Genomic DNA, 18,037 nt, shown 5'->3' on the forward strand with positions numbered 1-18,037 from the left:
GGCGACACGGTCGCGGAGTAACACACGCAACATCGGGCACTCCAGTAAACTCGGGCCACGCCGAGCTCGGACCAGGGTCGTTGGGGAAGACGTACCTCGTCGAGCCGGAGGTGTCAGTGGTGCGTGCGTCTAGTCAGTTCGCGGAAGCGACGTCTGGGGTCGTCTATGTCCATTCGTCGCCGGCCGCGCTGTGCCCGCATATCGAATGGGCACTCACCTCGACGCTCAAGGCCCCCGCCAAACTCCGCTGGACCGTCCAGCCCGCCGATCCCGGGCAGCTGCGCGCCACCACTGATTGGTACGGGCCAGTCGGTACCGGGGGGCGATTAGCCAGAGCATTGCGCGATTGGCCCGTGCTGCATTTCGAGGTCACCGAGGAACCCAGTGAGGGTGTCGACGGCGAACGCTTCAGCTTCGTCCCCGGCCTCGGTATGTGGAGCGGCGCTACCGGCGCCAGCGGCGACGTCATGGTCGGCGAGATGCGGCTGCGCGCCATCGTCGCCGAGGCCCGCGCCCACGGCCGCGGCACCGCCGCCGAGATCACCGCCGAAATCGATCGCGCCCTCGGCACCGCCTGGGACGACATCCTCGAGCCGTACCGCCTCGGCGGCGACGGCGCGGACGTCACCTGGCTGCGCCGCGACGTCGGCTAGACCCGTACCACCGGACACACCGCGCGGACCGCCGAACCATCCGGGCCTGCCGTCGCAAACGCCCCGAAACGGGCAGAATGCCCAGGGGAGGGGCAGCCGACGAGGAGGATTCGTGCGGACCACAGCGCAGATCGCGGGCACGGCACTGGCCGTCATCACCACGGCCCTCACCCTGACCGCCTGCAACGACGCCACCAGCAACAGTTCTTCGGACGCGACCAGCAGCGCCGCCAAACCCGCCCCGTCCGCCGCCGCCTTCCCGGCCGCCGGCCACGACGCCGTCCAGTGCGGCACCGGCCCCTGGGGACTCGCTGTCGTCGCCTCCACCGCCAAGGGCAACGACTTCTGCCCCACCGCCCTCTCCGTCGCGGGCGCCTACGCCGACCAACGCGCCAAACAATCCACCGGCGACATCGCCGTCACCGTCGCCACCATCCGCTGGGTCTGCGGCGAACGCGCCGGCAGCCCCAACCCCTACCAGGAATGCGCGAGCCAGAACGAATCCGCCGACAAGGTCCGACTCCAGTCCTGAACCCGGCCAACGGATTCGCGCACTATTCCGCGGGCGCGACCGTGCTGCTTCCGCCCGGCCCGATCAAGCCGATCGCTGGTCGCCGCGGGTGCCGACCAGCTCGGCTACCTTGACCACCCCCCAGGGCGAGCAGGGTTATCGCGAACAGCACGGGCAGGGCGAGCATCCAATGCTCGGCAGCGCTGTCGCCGATCGACAGGCGGGTGAAGGGGCGGTCAGCCTTCTGCTCATCGCTCAGTCGGTTCGGCGCGCGCGGGCGGCGTCGGTGAGGATGCGGACGGCGTGGTCGTCGGGGAGGGGGCCGCCACGCATCTGCTGCGCCACATCCCCGGCGGTTCGCCATCGACCCGCCGCGCGGGCGGAACACGCGCCACGCGCGACTCGCCGACCATTTCGGCGCGCTCCGGCCCATGAACCCGGTCCGCGTCTGCTGCGTACTTCCGGAACACCCGAGCCGCGGCGTTCAATAGGGCGAACGACCGATGTGCTGTGACCCCGTACAGCGCAGCCTGAATTTCGCCACGGAGGCAGACCGACACCTTTGAGGAGCGGACATGACCACTGCGGAAATCGATATCGAGGGACTTCGCTCGGCCGTCGACGGGGTGGTGATCACGCCCGCCGACCCCGACTACGACACGGCCCGTCAAGTCTGGAACGGCGGCATCGACCGCCGCCCCGCCGTCATCATCCGCCCCGCCTCCGCGGCGGGTGTCGCGGCCGCCGTGCTGGCCGCCCGCCGGTACAACCTCGAGATCACCGTGCGCGGCGGCGGCCACAACTACGCGGGCCACGCGGTCGCCGACGACGCCATGATGATCGACCTCCGCGCCCTCGATTCGATCACCGTCGACACCGACGCCAAACTCGCGCACATCGGCGGCGGCGCCACCTGGGCGCAGGCCGACGCCGCGACCTCCGCGCACGGCTTGGGCGTCACCGGCGGCTTCATCTCCACGACGGGCGTCGGCGGCCTGACCCTGGGCGGCGGCATGGGCTGGCTCACCATGCGCTGCGGCCTGAGCTGCGACAATCTGGTCGCCGCCGAGGTCGTCACCGCCGACGGTCGCGTCGTGGTCGCCTCACCGCGCGAGAACGCCGAACTGCTGTGGGGATTGCGCGGCGGCGGAGGCAATTTCGGCATCGTCACCACCCTCACCTTCACCCTGCACGATGTGCCGTCGCTGGCCCAGCTCGCCATGCTGTGCTGGACCCCCGAGCACGCCGCCGAGGGTCTGGCCGCCGGGCGTGAACTCATCGCCGGCCTGCCCAAGGGGTACGGCGGCGTGATCATGGCGGTCAGCGCGCCGCCCGCCCCGTTCGTGCCCGAGCACTATCAGGGTCAGCCGGGATTCGTGGTGGGGGTGGCCGGATTCAGCGATCCGGACGAACTCGAGGCCATCGTCAAGCCGCTGCGCGACGCCGCCCCGGCCCCGGCCTGGGAACTGGTCACCCCGCTCCCGTACACCGCGCTGCAGCAGATGTTCGACGAGTCCGCCCCGCCCGGACTGCACGCGTACGAGAAGTCCCTCTACGTCGACGATCTGTCGGACGCCTGCCTGGCCACGCTGATCAGCACCTTCCCGCAGCGCCGCTCCCCGCTGACCCTGGTCCCGATCTTCCCGCTGCGCGGCCGCTACAGCGAAACCCACGAGGACACAACGGCATTCAGCGGTTCCCGCAACCCGTGCTGGGCCATCAACATCAGCGCCATCACCCCCGACCCGGCCGATTTCGCGTCGGAACGGCAGTGGACCCGCGACTTCTGGGACGCCCTGCGCCCGTACGCCGATTCCTCGGCGAGCTACGTCAACTTCCTCGTGGACGACGACCCCGCCCGGCTCCAGGAATCCTACGGCGAGAAGTACTCCCGGCTCACCGCCCTGAAAGCCGAGTGGGATCCGGACAACATCTTCCACCACAACGCGAACATCCCTCCGGTCTGACCCGGAATCGATTCCCCTGCAACGCAAAGCGGGCGGTCTCCGTAGAGACCGCCCGCTATGACGTTGCCGCGTAACGAATTACAGCGGAATGTTCTTGTTGTGCTGCGGTCGCGACGGCGCCGCGGCCAGCGCGGCGGCAATGGTGGAGCGGGTCTTGGCCGGGTCGACGACCTCGTCCACGACCCCGATCGCTATGGCGCGCTCGACGCCGCCCGCGATCCGCTCGTGCTCCTCGGTGAGCCGCTCCAGCATGGCCTCGCGCTCCTCCTCCGGGGCGGCCGCGAGAGCCTTCTTGTGCAGGATGCCGACGGCGGCCTTGGCGCCCATGACCGCGACCTCGGAACCCGGCCACGCGTACACGGCCGTCGCGCCCAGCGAGCGGGCGTTCATGGCGATGTAGGCGCCACCGTAGATCTTGCGGGTCACCAGGGTGACGCGCGGGACGCGGGCCTCGGCGAACGCGTGCAGCAGCTTCGCGCCGCGGCGCACCACGCCCTCGAACTCCTGCGAGACGCCCGGCAGGTAGCCCGGCACGTCGGTGACGACGATCAGCGGGATGCCGAACGCGTTGCACAGGCGCACGAAACGCGAAGCCTTCTCGGCGCTTTCGGAGTTGAGGCAGCCGCCCAGGCGGATCGGGTTGTTGGCCAGCACGCCGACGGTGCGGCCGCCGAGGCGACCCAGACCGACCACCATGGACCGGGCGTACCCGCCCTGCAGTTCCTCGAAAGTGCTTTCGCCGTCGACATTGTCGAGCAGCTCGTTGATGATCGGCTTGACGTCGTAGGCGCGCTTGGCCGACTCCGGCATCATGGCCTTGAGGTCGACATCGCCGTGCGCGGCGGCGGCCAGGTCGAATTCGCCCTGCTCGGCGAACATCGAGACCAGGCGGCGCGCACGGTGCATCGCGTCCTGCTCGTCATCGGCGACGATGTGGCAGACGCCGGACTTCTTGCCGTGGGTGACCGGGCCGCCCAGGGTCTCCATGTCGACGCTCTCACCGGTCACCGTCTTCACGATGTCCGGACCGGTCACGAAGACCCGGCCTTCCGGAGCCATGATGACGATGTCGGTCAGCGCCGGGCCGTACGCGGCGCCACCGGCGGCGAAGCCGAGCACCACGGAGATCTGCGGGACCTGGCCGGACGCGCGGACCATGGCCTCGAAGACCAGGCCGACGGCGTGCAGGGCCTCGACGCCCTCCGCCAGTCGCGCCCCGCCCGAATGCCACAGGCCCACAACGGGAATCTTGGAGTCGATGGCGGTATCGATCGCATCGACGATGTGCTTGCATCCCTCGACGCCCATGGCGCCGCCCATCACGGTCGCATCGGAGCAGTAGGCGACGGTGCGGACACCGTCGATCTCACCGATGGCGGCGAGCACGCCGGACTTGTCGCGGGGGTGGAGCGGGAGAACGGTTCCGGGATCGAAGAAGCGCTGCAACCGACCCAGCGGGTCACGGGGATCGGTCGTGGTGTCCGCGTGTGCGGGGGCCATGATGGTCATCGCAAACTCTCCTCATGAGGAAAATGCGGTCGCTGAGAGCGGCTGCGAAATGTCGAAATCCCGGCAGGGGATTCGGGTCCGGGATCTCGATCCGAAATCCCCTGCCGGGACCACTTGTCTTACTGACCGGTTCTAGAAGTGCGCGGTTCGTCTAGTGCGCGTCAGTACCGGCCGAAGGCGAGCGCGACATTGTGCCCACCGAAACCGAAGGAGTTGTTGATCGCGTACTGGATGTCCTGATGACGCGCAGCGCCGTGCACGACGTCCAGATCGATCGCCGGATCCTGGTTCTCGAGGTTCAGCGTCGGAGGGACGACACCGTCCCGGATGCTGAGCACCGTGAGAATCGACTCGAGTGCGCCGACGGCGCCGATCGAGTGGCCCAGGGCCGACTTGGGTGCGTAGACCGAGGCGTGCTTGACGCCGGCCTTGTGAATCGCGTTGGCCTCCGCGGTGTCACCCACGGGGGTGGCGGTCGCGTGAGCGTTCACGTGGGTGATGTCCGAAGCGGACAGACCCGCGGTCTGCATCGCGCGCTGCATGGCGCGAGCCGCACCGCTGCCCTCCGGATCGGGAGCCACGAGGTGGAACCCGTCGGAGGTGATACCCGCGCCCATGAGGCGGGCGTGGATGGTGGCGCCACGAGCCTTGGCGTGCTCCTCGGTCTCGAGGACCATGAGCGCGCCCGCTTCGCCGAAGACGAAGCCGTCGCGATCCTTGTCGAAGGGACGCGAGGCGCCCTTCGGATCGTCGTTGCGAGTCGACATGGCCCGCATCATGGAGAACGCGGCGATCGGAATCGAGTCGATGAAGCCCTCGACACCGCCGGTGACGACCATGTCGGCGTCACCCATGACGATCATCCGCCAGGCGTTGGCAATGGCCTCCGAACCCGACGAGCAGGCCGAGACCGGAGTGACCACTCCCGCGCGGGCCTTGAGCTCGAGGCCGACCACGGCGGACGGACCGTTCGGCATGACCATCTGAACGGCCAGCGGCGAAACCTTGCGGTAGCCACCGTTCTTCAGCTTGTCGACCGAATCGATCAGCGCGTCGCCGCCGCCGAGACCGGTACCGATGGCCACACCCAGCCGCAGCGGGTCGACCTCGGGGGTGCCGGCGTTCTTCCAGACCTCACGACCGAGCACGGTGGCCAGTCGCTCGACATACGCCATGCGGCGGATCTCGACCCGCTCGAGCAGCGTGTCCGGCGACACCTTCAGGTGGCCGCCGATACGAACCGGAAGGTCGTACTCCGCAATGAAGTCGTCCTCGAGAGTGTCGATGCCGCTCTCGCCATTGAGGAGGCCCTTCCACGTCGCATCGACGTCACCGGCGATCGACGTGGTCGCCGCCATGCTCGTTACGACGACGTTGGGAAAGTTCCCGTTCAAGGTGGAAGGAGTGGTCACGGTGTCGGTCCTACTCGCCCTGGTGCTTGGCCTTGAGGGCCTCGGCAGCCTCGGAGTTCTCGGCCTCGAGCTTCTGGATGTACGCCACCGCGTCGCCGACGGTCTTCAGGCTCGCCAGGTCCTCGTCCGGGATCTTGACGCCGTACTTGTCCTCGGTCTGGACGGCGATCTCGACCATCGACAGCGAGTCGATGTCCAGGTCGTCGACGAAGGACTTCTCGATGGTGACCTCGGAGGGCTCGATACCGGTCACCTCTTCGATGATCTTGCCGAGCTCTTCGACGATCTGTTCCTGGGTCAGAGCGGCCACTGTGGTGGCTCCTTATCTTCTGTAGAGGGGTGGGGATTCATTGTTTGCGACCCGGTTGCTCCATCGCCGTTGATGGGAGCGGGCCGCCAGCCAAGCTAGCTTGCTGAAGTCAGCTCGGCGAGCGCGGGGAGATCCGCGGGGGTCTTCAGCGCCAGATTCGGGGTGCCCTTGAGCTCCCGCTTGGCGATGCCGACCAGGGTGCCCGCCGGCGGCAACTCTGCCACCGCGGAAACCCCTGCCGCACGGATCGTTTCGGTGCACAGGTCCCAGCGCACGGGGCGCGTGACCTGAGCAGCGAGCTTGTCGATCGCATCCTTGCCCGAGCTGACCGGCTGCCCGTCGAAATTCGACAGCAGGGTCCGGACCGGCTCGTTCGGGACGATCTGGGCGATGGCCTCCGCCACCGCGTCCTGGGCGGGTGCCATGAACGCGGTATGGAAGGCGCCGGCGACCGGCAGAGCACGGACGCGGGCCTTTTCGGGCGGGTTCGCGGCCAGGGCTTCGAGCGCCTCGAGCTTACCCGCGGCCACGATCTGACCCACCGCATTGCGGTTGGCCGGGACCAGGCCGAGTTCCTCGAGACGAGCGAGAACCTCCGCTTCGTCACCGCCGAGCACCGCGGACATTCCGGTCGGCTCGAGCGCGCACGCCTTGGCCATCTCCGCACCGCGGATGGCGGCCAAGGTGACCGCGTCGTCGGCGGAGATGACTCCGGCGACGGCGGCGGCGGCGAACTCACCGACCGAGTGTCCGGCGACGACTGTATCGGCGGGCAGTGAATCCTGCGGGATTTCGGCGAAAGCCAGCAGGGCGGCCGCGACGACGAGCGGCTGGGTGACAGCCGTGTCGACGATTTCCTCGGCGGTCGCAGTCGTGCCCAACCGCAGCAGGTCCAGCCCCGCAGCCTTACCCCACAGCGCGACGCGGTCCGCGGCGCCGGGGAGTTCCAGCCATGAGGTGAGCATGCCGGGTGTCTGTGAGCCCTGTCCGGGCGTGAGCAATGCGATCACGGGTTTAAGAAAACACTGTGAGGCGGCTCTCACGAGATGTCGGCGCGAATGAAGCTTCGTTGGCAGTTTTGTGAGGAGTCCACAAAAGACCACGTGGGTTGTCCGGATCGCCCGATCCTCGAATCTCGTTACACCCCATCCTTGGGCTCTGTGACGGGAGTCACATCAGTGGCAGGAGTGGGTGATTCGTTACGGGTTCGTGTCAGCCGGCCTACTGTGGCCGCGATCCGTAACACATAGGCATCGCGCGGATTCATCGGATCCCGACCTGTGATGTCGCCGATCCGCTTGAGGCGATAGCGCACGGTATTTGGATGAACGAACAGCTGGCGGGCGCAGGTTTCGACGGCTCCACCGCAATCCAGATACGCATCCAGCGTGTCCGACAAATCGGCGCTGGCGGCGGCCAACGGTAACACGAGAAGCTCGTTCAGAGCGTCGATGGCAGCGCGGTCTCCGAGCAGGGCACGTTCCGGCAACAATTCGGACGCGTGCACTGGTCGGGGGGCTCCCCGCCAGCCCACCACGGCCTCCATGCCGGCCATCGCCTCCACCGAACTCACGTGCGCCGCGGACAGCGCGCGCATCGTCGGGCCGATCACCACCGGGCCCTCACTGAAGGCATCCGCCAGCAGATCCGCGAGGAACTGCGACGGATACATCGGGTCCCCGAGATGTCCGCTGACTACCATTACCAGCCGCGAACCCTGCACCACGGCGAGCGCGTTGCGGCCGTGCCGGGCCGCCACCGCATGTACGGAACTGACAACGGCCACCTGATCTTTGGGAGGAGTCCCAACGAGAACGGTCGCCGGTGCTGTCGCATCCCAATTGAGGGTGGACGCGCGGGAGAGCATTTCCGGGCCGTTGTCGCCGCGCACCACGGCGTCGACGACCAAGGCCTCCAATCGGGTGTCCCAGGCGCCGCGCGACTCCGCGGCCGAGGCGTACACCGAGGCGGCGGCGAACCCGAGCTCCCGCCCGTACCGCAGCACCGCCTCGGTCAACGCCACCAGCTGCCGGTCGTTGCGGGCCAGCGCCGGCAGCCACTGTTCGAAGAACTCCATGGCCACCCGGACCATGTCGACGGTCTGGCGCAGCGTCAGCCGCCGCGCCAGATCATCCGGAATCACCTGGAAGGCATCGAGGCTGAACCGGATGTCGGACTCCGGGTCCTGCAGCCATTCCAGGAAGTTCACCACCGCCGTCTGCACCAGCATCTGCACCCCGGCCCGCTGGGCGGCGTCCAGATTGGCGAAGAACGGCAACCGATCCTGCATCGAGGCCACGGCCTCGGTTGACAGGCGACCGGAGAACTGCTTGACCCGTTTCAGGAGAGTGTCCGGAAGCGGGTCGCGCGTCTGCCGATTCGGGGAGAGCGCGCCGGTCGGAAGATAGACCTCGTGGGAGGAGGTGCCCTCTTCGTTTATCCGGCGCGGCCTCGGCGGTTTACGTTCCACAGTTCCTATGTTCGGCTATGCGTCGCCACCTTCGGTACCGGGTGCCGCCTTCGGCGCGGCGTTCACATCGTCGACGCCGTACCGGCGGGCCGCCTCGGCCACCGTCGCCTGGGCGATCCGGCCCTGATTGGCCAGTCCTTGCAGGGCTGCCACCACGATGGACGCGGCATCCACATTGAAGACGCGGCGCGCGGCCGGGCGGGTGTCGGAGAATCCGAAACCGTCCGTTCCCAGGGTGATGTACTCGCCCGGCACCCACTGGCGGATCTGATCGGGCACCGCGCGCATCCAGTCCGAGGCCGCCACGAACGGGCCCTGGGCCTTGGACAGCACCTCGGTGATGTACGGCAGGCCCTGATCCTGGTCGGGATGGCGCAGTTTCGCGATCTCCTTGGACAGCGCCTCCTTGCGGAGCTCGCCCCACGACGTCACCGAGTAGACATCGGCCTGCACGTTCCAGTCCTGGGCCAGCATCTCCTGGGCGCGCAGGCCGTCCGGCATGGTGACGCCAGCGACCAGGATGTTCGCGCGCAGGATCCCCGCCGAACCGGGCTGATAGAGATAGATGCCCTTCAGCAGGCCCTCGACGTCGAGGCCCTCCGGCTCGGCCGGCTGTACATACGGCTCGTTGTAGAGGGTGATGTAGTAGAAGACGTCCTCGCCGCCGAACTCGTGATGCACCGAGTGCGATTCGGGGTCGGTGCCCGGCAGCGCCTCCTGATACCCGGTGGCCAGGCCGCCGCCGTACATGCGGCGCATGCCGTCGCGCACGATGTGGGCGATCTCGAAGGAGAAGGCCGGGTCGTAGGCCACGCAGGCGGGGTTGGTGGACGCCAGCAGCAGGGAATGACCGTCGTTGTGCTGCAGGCCCTCACCGGTCAGCGTGGTTCGCCCGGCGGTTGCCCCGAGCACGAACCCGCGGGCCATCTGATCCGCGGCCGCCCACAGGCCGTCGCCAGTGCGCTGGAAGCCGAACATCGAATAGAAGATGTAGAGCGGGATCATCGGCTCGCCGTGCGTCGAGTACGAGGTGCCGACCGCGGTGAAGCTGGCGGTCGAACCGGCCTCGTTGATGCCCTCGTGCAGGATCTGGCCGATGCTCGACTCTTTGTAGGCAAGCATCAATTCCGCGTCGACCGATGTGTACAACTGGCCGTTGCGGTTGTAGATCTTCAACGAAGGGAACCACGAGTCCATACCGAAGGTGCGGGCCTCGTCGGGGATGATCGGGACGATGCGCTTACCGATCTCCTTGTCGCGCAACAGTTCCTTCATCAGGCGCACGAAGGCCATGGTGGTGGCCACGCTCTGCTTGCCCGAACCCTTGCGGACCGAACGGTAGGCCTCGTCGCCGGGAAGTTGCAGGGGCTTGGACATGGTGCGGCGCTCGGGGACGAAACCGCCGAGCTGGCCGCGGCGGGCCATCATGTACTGGATCTCGGGGGCGTCCATGCCGGGGTGGTAGTACGGCGGCAGGTACGGATTCGCCTCGAGCTCGGCGTCGGTGATCGGAATGCGCTGCACATCGCGGAACGCCTTCAGATCGTCGAGGGTCATCTTCTTCATCTGGTGGGTGGCGTTGCGGGCCTCGAAGTGCTTGCCCAGGCCGTAGCCCTTGATGGTCTTGGCCAGGATGACCGTCGGCTGGCCCTTGTGCGCCATGGCCGCGGCGTAGGCGGCGTAGATCTTGCGGTAGTCGTGGCCGCCGCGCTTGAGGTTCCAGACCTCGGAGTCCGACAGGCCCTTCACCAGTTCCTTGGTGCGCGGGTCACGGCCGAAGAAGTGCTCGCGCACGTAGGCGCCGTCATTGGCCTTGTAGGTCTGGTAGTCGCCATCGGGGGTGGTGTTCATCAGGTTGACCAGCGCGCCGTCGCGGTCGGCCTGCAGCAGCGAGTCCCACTCGCGGCCCCACACCACCTTGATGACGTTCCAGCCGGCGCCGCGGAAGAACGACTCCAGCTCCTGAATGATCTTGCCGTTGCCGCGGACCGGGCCGTCGAGGCGCTGCAGGTTGCAGTTGATGACGAAGGTCAGGTTGTCCAGGCCCTCGTTGGCGGCCACCTGGATCAGGCCGCGCGACTCCGGCTCGTCCATCTCACCGTCGCCGAGGAACGCCCACACGTGCTGATCGGAGGTGTCCTTGAGGCCGCGGTCGTGCAGGTAGTGGTTGAAGCGGGCCTGATAGATGGCGTTCATCGGGCCCAGACCCATGGAGACGGTGGGGAATTCCCAGAAGTCGGGCATCAGGCGCGGGTGCGGGTAGGACGACAGGCCCGCGCCGGGACCGCCGTGGCTGTACTCCTGGCGGAAGCCGTCCATCTGATCCTCGGACAACCGGCCCTCGAGGAACGCGCGGGCGTAGATGCCGGGGGAGGCGTGGCCCTGGATGAACACCTGGTCGCCGCCGCCGGCGTGGTCCTTGCCGCGGAAGAAGTGGTTGAAACCGACCTCGTAGAGCGCCGCCGAGGACGCGTAGGTCGAAATGTGGCCGCCCACACCGATTCCCGGGCGCTGGGCGCGGTGCACCATGACAGCGGCGTTCCAGCGGATATAGGCGCGGAAGCGGCGCTCGACCTCTTCGTCGCCGGGGAACCACGGCTCGTTCTCGGTGGGGATGGTGTTGACGTAGTCGGTGGAGGTCAGCGCGGGGATCGCGACATGGCGTTCACCGGCGCGCTCCAGCAGGCGCAGCATGAGGTAGCGGGCGCGGCCGGGGCCCTCGCGGGTCAGCATTTCGTCGAAGGAGTCGAGCCATTCGCTGGTCTCCTCCGGATCGATGTCCGGCAGGTATGACGCCACCCCCTCGCGAATCACTCGAACCCGGCCCCCCGCCGGGCTTTTGCGTGCCGATCCGCCCTGGGGTTCCTGTGACCCGTTGGTGGAGTTCGACGACGTAGGGTGCATCAAGTCGGTCAAGACGATTGCTCCTCGTACACATGGGGTGGGACATCTGGTGTGGCGTCAATACCCCGGGTAGCCGTTGGTGCGCGGCGTACCCGTTCAACGATCGGTTGGGGCGCATCTCACATCCTTGCCGATGATGCGGCCCAGGTCATCATGTCAGCCGGAAATCCAGTACCGTGGCGCAGGGAACCGCGCCGCTCGCGACGGGTTCCATCACTTCCGGGCTGGATCGGGGAGGAACCGAGTGAAGCTGCTGAACCCGAGGGGGTTCGGATTGCTGTGCGCGTCCGCGGCGGTGGCGGCCGGACTGGTGCTGGCCGGGTGCGCGAACACGGTCGAGGGTACCCCGACGGCGAATCAGGTTCAGGTGTCGTCGTACAAGGCCGACGCGGCCACCTCGGCGGCGGCGGCCAGCTCCTCGAAGGCGGCCGCGGCGAAGGCGAAGGCGACCGCGGACAACTGCGGCCCGTTCCGCAAGACCACCGGCACCCAGGTCGACCGCTACAACGAGTTCGTGGACGCCCACGACGCGAACGACGTGAGCGCGGCCGACAAGAACGCCAAGCGCGACACCGCGGCCCAGGCGCTCGAGGACGCGGCCAAGACGGTCGAGGCTCAGGTGACCGCGTCGGGTCCGGACCTGGCGCCGGAGGTGGCGCAGAGGTTCACCGACTACGTGTCCGCGGCCCGGGATCTGGCGGCGTCGGTGCGGAAGCTGACCACCAATTCCTCCGTCGCGCCGTTGAACGACGCGAGCAAGAAGGTCAACGACACGTTGACCGCGGTTCGCAACTCCTGTCCGGTCTGAACGCCGCTCCCGCCGCGAGCCCGATCGATAGGCCAGGTCGGAGGGGGTGTGAGCGGGCTGTCCGCTGAGTCCCGGCGGTCTCACATACGACATTTAGGGTGCGATTTCGGCCGATCGGCTTGCGCTGGGGGCTTTTACCATGTTCGCTTGCAACTACCTATTGTCGGGAATTGAGGAGGACACCACCGTGGTCGCCGCGGCGGACGCGCAGAACTACGCTCAGAAGCTTGGCATTTCACACGACATGGTGGTTCAGGAACTGGGCTGGGACGAAGACGCCGACGACGCGCTTCGCTCCGAGATCGAAGAAGCCACCGGATCCGAGCTGCTCGACGAAGACACCGACGAGGTGGTCGACGTCGTGCTGCTGTGGTGGCGGGACGGTGACGGCGACCTGGTCGATGAACTGCTCAATGTGATCACCCCGCTCGCCGATGACGGCGTCGTCTGGGTGCTCACACCCAAGACCGGTCAATCCGGCCATGTCGATCCGAGTGAGATCGCCGAGTCGGCCACCCCCGCCGGCCTCACCTCGACCACTCCGGTCTCCCTGGGCACCTGGACGGGCACCAAGCTCACCCAGCCCAAGACACCCTCCAAGCAGCGCTGAGGCCTTCCACTAAGGTTTTCGGTGAACCGGGTGCACCCGGTGGATCGGCTCGTCCGATCCACCGGGTCGCACGCGGCGCCGCGTCGTACGCCGCGCCGCCACATCAGGATGGAGGGGAACGCATGCCGCTCGAGATCGGTACGCACGCACCGGACTTCACGTTGAAGGACCAGAACAACCAGGAAGTCACCCTGTCGAGCTTCCGCGGTGAGAAGAACGTCCTCATCGTCTTCTACCCCCTCGCCTTCACCGGCATCTGCCAGGGCGAACTCTGCAGGGTCCGCGACGAACTCCCCAAGTTCCAGAACGACAACGCGGAAATCCTCGCCATCTCCGTGGGCCCCCCGCCCACCCACAAGATCTGGGCCGCCGAACAGGGCTACACCTTCCCCCTGCTCTCCGACTTCTGGCCCCACGGCGAAGTAGCCCAGGCCTACGGCGTCTTCAACGCCAAATCCGGCTACCCCAACCGCGGCACCTTCGTCGTCGACAAGGACGGCATCATCCGCTTCGCCGAAATGAACGGCCCCGGCGAGCCCCGTGACCAGGCAGCTTGGGAAAAAGCCCTCGCCACACTAGATTCATAACCCGTCGCCCGGGTTTCCGGGCGGTCAGGGCGTATAGCTCAGTGGTAGAGCTCTGGTTTTACACACCAGCGGTCGGGGGTTCGAAACCCTCTGCGCCCACCAACGAAAATCCAGGTCATGCCTGGGTTTTCGTGTATCAATCCCGACCTTGGCGGCGGTTCGCGTTGGCATTCATGTAGCAGCGATGGGTCCACGTACACGGGCTTGTGTGCGCGCCTGGGCTCGTACCTGCGCAATTACCTGTGTCTGTCCAACGTATCGGCCGGTGTACAAGTGTTCGACTGTGAGTTCGGCGCCAGGGACGGCTTCGGGTATCAGTTTGATTTCGGCCTGTAGCTCGGGGCTTAGGTCGGGAGCATGAGTGACCAACAGCCGGGCTGCACTGATCTCTACTGCTGAGGCCCGGACCATCCCGCCGCCCGAGCTGTCATCGTTTGCTGCAGAGGTCAACACAGCGAGGAAGGTTGGCACAGCAACTTTTCTTACAGCCTCGTCGGTGCCGGCGACTATGCGTCCTGCTCGACGTACCGTACGCGGTCCCCTTGCTGTTGCCCAGCTTGACCTACCGCTGGGTGGTTCGACTGGACGCACAGCCGTCGTCGTGGCAAGAACCTTGGTCAGGTTGTCACCGATAGGGATTAGCGTCGCTCATGGTCTTTTCGGGCCTTCATGCTCTTGGCGGCCTTGCCCCTCATCGAGCCCGCCGCGGAGTACTGCGACCTCATCATCTTCGGGGTGGCGCTCCGGTATTGGTCCGGGCTTGGGTAATTCGATGTTGTGGCCGGCACTCGCGGAACAATGCCCGCGGCGGGGATCGAGGTGGTCCGACTACGGCGCGAGTCGCGGGGATGCTGAATCGTCGCAACGCCAGCACGCCAACCCTGAACAGCTCGAGCACCTGTACGAGTTGGCGGTCAAGCTGTCCGGCGTGCTGAGCTCTACGGCGGTGAACCAGGGAAATTTCCTTTGGCCATGATGTACGCCAAGGAAGCCTTCCACGTGACGGGGCTTCGAGCCTAGGGCTGGGAGGGGTTGGTGGCCGGGTCGCGAAGGAATTGGAGAATGGCGGCGGTGAGGGCCTCGGGGCGGTCCTCGGCGATGAAGACGTAGCAATCGTCGAGGGTGCGCAGGGTGGAGGCGGGGAGTCGGCGGTGGAGCTTCTCGGCCAGTTCGAGGGGGAAGAGCTTGTCCTGCGCGCCCCAGACGAGCAGGGTCGGCTTGGTGAACTCAGAGAGTCTCTCGGCGGCGTCGAGAGTGTAGGTGTTCGAGATGGAGCGGGTGAATCGTCGATAGTCCCAGCGGATTTCGGCGTCGTCGCGGATGTGCGACACATAGCTTTCCACGATGTGCGGCGGCAACGGGCGCTTGGCGATCCAGCCGAAAGCCAAGGGGGTTCGGTGAAGCAATCTCGCCGACAGGAACCGGCTGACCATCCACGGTGCCGCGGGCACGGCGAACAGTTGGGGAAGTAGGTGAAACGGCGGGGGTAGGAAATGGGTGAAGGCGTCGCAGGTGGTGAGGATGACACGGCCGATCCGCTCGGGGTGAGCGACCATGAGCAGCTGAACGAGTGCGCCGCCGGTGTCATTGGCGACGATCGTCACATCGGTGAGGTCGAGGCTCGCGAGAAATTCGTCGATGAGAGTGGCGACGGTCGCCGGCGTCAGTTCCAGTCCGGGCACCGGCACGGTATGTGACCCCAGCGGCCAGTCGGGCGTGATGCATCGGTACCCCAGCGCCGCGAGATCGGGCACGACGTGCCGCCACAGGTCACCATTGGCCAGCAAGCCGTGCACGAACACGATCGGTCCGCCGCTGCCCGTCTCCCGGTATCTCAGCCGACACGAGGAGAGGACAATATCATGCTCGCTTCCCAATTGCTCACTGACGGACATCGTTTCAACTCCTGTCGTCAAATCCCGGGTGGCCCCGCCGACCCAGCTTGTCAGTTCCGCGACGCGCCCGCCAGCGAGTGGCCAGCCGTGTCGTCCAGCCAGTCCGGGCCCGAAGTGACGACGAGTCCGCCTGCCGCGGTCTCGGACAATGCGGAGATGGCCGCCCGCAGCACCGCGCCGCCGATCGCCCGGTCTACGGCACCGGCCCAGTTGGGAATGCTTGTGGTGAAGTCGATCTCGATGCCGATCTCCCACCCGGAGTCACCGGGCTGCGCGCGGATCGAACCGGTGAACGATGAGAACGGGCCGTCGAGCTGCTCGAAATCCGCGGCGATCGACTGCTCCGTGACGCGCCAATACTCGCTTTGTCTCCAGCTCAGCCGGGCGGTCTGGAACGGGACCGACCGCCGCGAATCGGTCCGTACATGGACCTCGACTGGGGAGTCGAGATCAGTGTCGGGAGTGCCCAACGCCAGGGCCACCTGCTCTCGGGAGAGCGCGGCTCGAACGTGAATTCCATAGGACGCCATCAGAAATCCCCTCCGGACACGACGTGGTCGATACCCTGCAGCCGGGTGGTGCGCAGCATCAGGTAATTGGCCTCACCGAAGGCTCCGCCGGTCAGTCCGGTCCCACCGTGGGTCGGCAGGCGCGGGACGAAACTACTGTGCGGAGAGTTGATCTTGAGCTGACCACAGTCGGTGCCAGCCTCGAGGAAACGGGCAATGACCTGTTCATCGCGGGCCCACAACGAATTACGCAGCCCGTACCGGTTGCGTCGGATGAGTCGCAACATCGCCGAGAGAATGCTGTCGTCGGTGCCCGAGTGATCGGCGGCAGTCGGGACGATCACGGGCAGCAACGGCACGAACGTCTCGTTCTCGACGGCCGCGCAGCTCTCCGCCACACTGATCCCGGGAATCTCGAGCACTGCTGGATCCAGGAAAAGTCCGGTGTTACAGGGATTTCCGTGCACATCGAGGTGTCGGCCGCCGGTACGCAGGCGCGCTCCGTGCGCTACGGCATCGCGAATGTAGCGAAAATAGGTATCCGGCTGCAGCACCGGCGTGAGCACGACATCGGGATCATCGGGAAAGCCGGGCCGGATACGACCGGTCGCGGCGACCAGGCGCTCGAGGAAGTCGCCCGCGATATCCGGGTGAACGATCAGCTGATTGGGCAGGTTGCAGATCTGCCCGGACTGGGTGAAGAACTCCGCTGCCGACGCCACGGCCGCATCGATGTCCGCGTCCTTCCACACGATGCTGCAATCGTTGCCGGCCAGTTCGAGAATCGGCTTCTTCCCGGCCGCGACGCATTGCTGTTCCAGGGCCATGCCCTGGGCGCTGCCGCCGATGAAAACGATCGAGTCGACGTGCGGACTCTCGAGCCACGTCCGCATCATCGGCGGTCCGCACAGCACGTTCATGGTGCCTGCGGGTGCGCCCGCGGCTTCGAGGATCGGTGCGACCAGGTAGCGCAGGGCATACATGACCGCCAGGGGCACACCCCGCGGTGCGCGAACGACGACGGCATTTCCGGCGAGCATGGCGGTGAGACCGAACAGGGCGTTGGCGAGCGCCGAGTTCTGCGGTGGATTGACGCAGACCACGCCGTCCGGCACCCGGCGCACGATCCGGCGGTGGTTGCCCCAGGTGTCCTCGGAGTGGAACTGCTCGGCACACCAGCGCAGGGAATCCTCGCTGAATGTCACGTCCGCGACGGTCTCGATCAGGTTGCGCGCCAAGGTAACCGGTTGGCCCTCGGCGACCAGGATCGCGGTCAGCGGCTCGATATGGCGTCGCAGGCTCGTGGCGATCTCTTGACCCACGGCCAGGCGTGCGGTCAGCGGGACCGCGGCCCAGCCGGGCGCGGCCGCGGCGGCAGCCGCCAGTGCGAGCTCGAGTTGATCGGCGTCGGCGAGGGCGACGGCACCCGCGATGGCCGAGTCCGCCTCGGTCACCCCGTGTGTGCCGAGATCGGCGTCGCGCTTGAGAGCGAGCGCCGCCCCGGCGTCCTCGAGCAAGGCGCGCGTCGACACCGTATGCACGTTGCGGCCGTGCGGCGATGGCAGGTCCTGCCCGCCGACATAGGACTGCACGATCAGTAATGGGCCGACCGCCGGGCAATCGGCGAGCATCGATGTTGCCGGCACATTCATGGATGGGTCCTCTCGGTAATGTCGAACGCGCCTGAATACGCCGATAATTCACACAAGGACAGTGGTTCGACTCGGGATGGACACACAGTGGTTGGCACTGCTATCCGAAAGCGGCGCTCCCCACGCGGCGATTTGGAATCTAGCGGCGGCCCGCACGGCCTGTCAATCACTTACCCGGACGGTCCGGCTCCGTGCGGGGACTCATAGCGACTGCGCTCGAGAAATAGCTTTCAGATATAA

15 protein-coding genes and 1 tRNA gene are annotated in these 18,037 nt (G+C 66.8%); 7 read left to right on the forward strand and 9 right to left on the reverse strand.

Translation table 11 applies throughout. The annotated features are described in order from the left end of the window. The first annotated feature begins 119 nt into the window (after positions 1-119). The 3 genes from ACWEOI_RS23685 to ACWEOI_RS23695 all read left to right on the forward strand — a co-directional run bounded on the left by ACWEOI_RS23685 (position 120) and on the right by ACWEOI_RS23695 (position 3,131). Complete coding sequence (locus tag ACWEOI_RS23685) at positions 120-653, forward strand: DUF3145 domain-containing protein (RefSeq protein ID WP_379278772.1); 534 nt, start codon at positions 120-122, stop codon at positions 651-653. A 112-nt stretch (positions 654-765) separates the two neighbouring features. Beyond that, positions 766-1,185 (forward strand): hypothetical protein, encoded by a 420-nt coding sequence (locus ACWEOI_RS23690; protein WP_433667044.1) that lies wholly within the window; start codon positions 766-768, stop codon positions 1,183-1,185. Positions 1,186-1,739: 554 nt separating this feature from the next. Further along, on the forward strand, positions 1,740-3,131 hold the full coding sequence (locus ACWEOI_RS23695) for an FAD-binding oxidoreductase (RefSeq protein ID WP_452361024.1): 1,392 nt from the start codon (positions 1,740-1,742) through the stop codon (positions 3,129-3,131). Between the two features lie 78 nt (positions 3,132-3,209). Here ACWEOI_RS23695 and ACWEOI_RS23700 read toward each other — a convergent pair whose 3' ends face one another. The 6 genes from ACWEOI_RS23700 to aceE form a co-directional block, all read right to left on the reverse strand. After that, complete coding sequence (locus tag ACWEOI_RS23700) at positions 3,210-4,640, reverse strand: carboxyl transferase domain-containing protein (protein WP_433667042.1); 1,431 nt, start codon at positions 4,638-4,640, stop codon at positions 3,210-3,212. A 161-nt stretch (positions 4,641-4,801) separates the two neighbouring features. Further along, positions 4,802-6,052: a KasA/KasB family beta-ketoacyl-ACP synthase gene (locus ACWEOI_RS23705; RefSeq protein ID WP_213560178.1), complete on the reverse strand. Its 1,251-nt coding sequence runs from the start codon at positions 6,050-6,052 to the stop codon at positions 4,802-4,804. 10 nt (positions 6,053-6,062) lie between these two features. Continuing rightward, complete coding sequence (gene acpM, locus ACWEOI_RS23710) at positions 6,063-6,362, reverse strand: meromycolate extension acyl carrier protein AcpM (protein ID WP_357098105.1); 300 nt, start codon at positions 6,360-6,362, stop codon at positions 6,063-6,065. Between the two features lie 95 nt (positions 6,363-6,457). Next, a complete protein-coding gene (locus ACWEOI_RS23715) occupies positions 6,458-7,372 on the reverse strand; it encodes an ACP S-malonyltransferase (protein ID WP_379276474.1) in 915 nt (304 codons plus the stop codon). Positions 7,373-7,500: 128 nt separating this feature from the next. Beyond that, the gene (locus ACWEOI_RS23720) at positions 7,501-8,802 is read right to left on the reverse strand and encodes a helix-turn-helix domain-containing protein (RefSeq protein WP_433594726.1); all 1,302 of its coding nucleotides are present in this window, start codon (positions 8,800-8,802) and stop codon (positions 7,501-7,503) included. Positions 8,803-8,847: 45 nt separating this feature from the next. Further along, complete coding sequence (gene aceE / locus ACWEOI_RS23725) at positions 8,848-11,748, reverse strand: pyruvate dehydrogenase (acetyl-transferring), homodimeric type (RefSeq protein ID WP_433667041.1); 2,901 nt, start codon at positions 11,746-11,748, stop codon at positions 8,848-8,850. A gap of 232 nt (positions 11,749-11,980) precedes the next feature. On the opposite strand from aceE, the gene ACWEOI_RS23730 reads away from it, so the two are divergent. From ACWEOI_RS23730 to ACWEOI_RS23745, 4 genes are all read left to right on the forward strand, one after another. Continuing rightward, the gene (locus tag ACWEOI_RS23730) at positions 11,981-12,544 is read left to right on the forward strand and encodes a hypothetical protein (RefSeq protein WP_433667040.1); all 564 of its coding nucleotides are present in this window, start codon (positions 11,981-11,983) and stop codon (positions 12,542-12,544) included. A 187-nt stretch (positions 12,545-12,731) separates the two neighbouring features. Then, on the forward strand, positions 12,732-13,154 hold the full coding sequence (locus ACWEOI_RS23735) for a DUF3052 domain-containing protein (RefSeq protein WP_433673437.1): 423 nt from the start codon (positions 12,732-12,734) through the stop codon (positions 13,152-13,154). Between the two features lie 122 nt (positions 13,155-13,276). After that, positions 13,277-13,741: a peroxiredoxin gene (locus tag ACWEOI_RS23740; RefSeq protein ID WP_452361025.1), complete on the forward strand. Its 465-nt coding sequence runs from the start codon at positions 13,277-13,279 to the stop codon at positions 13,739-13,741. A gap of 27 nt (positions 13,742-13,768) precedes the next feature. Then, a tRNA-Val gene (locus ACWEOI_RS23745) sits at positions 13,769-13,843 on the forward strand. Between the two features lie 914 nt (positions 13,844-14,757). On the opposite strand, the gene ACWEOI_RS23750 is transcribed toward ACWEOI_RS23745, so the two are convergent. From ACWEOI_RS23750 to ACWEOI_RS23760, 3 genes are all read right to left on the reverse strand, one after another. Further along, a complete protein-coding gene (locus ACWEOI_RS23750) occupies positions 14,758-15,543 on the reverse strand; it encodes an alpha/beta fold hydrolase (protein ID WP_452361026.1) in 786 nt (261 codons plus the stop codon). Between the two features lie 143 nt (positions 15,544-15,686). Next, complete coding sequence (locus ACWEOI_RS23755; protein ID WP_452361027.1) at positions 15,687-16,166, reverse strand: SRPBCC family protein; 480 nt, start codon at positions 16,164-16,166, stop codon at positions 15,687-15,689. After that, positions 16,166-17,797 (reverse strand): aldehyde dehydrogenase family protein, encoded by a 1,632-nt coding sequence (locus ACWEOI_RS23760; protein ID WP_452361028.1) that lies wholly within the window; start codon positions 17,795-17,797, stop codon positions 16,166-16,168. The genes ACWEOI_RS23755 and ACWEOI_RS23760 overlap by 1 nt, the downstream gene beginning before the upstream one ends. Positions 17,798-18,037 lie beyond the last annotated feature (240 nt).

This window comes from Nocardia sp. NPDC004340 (assembly GCF_053602575.1).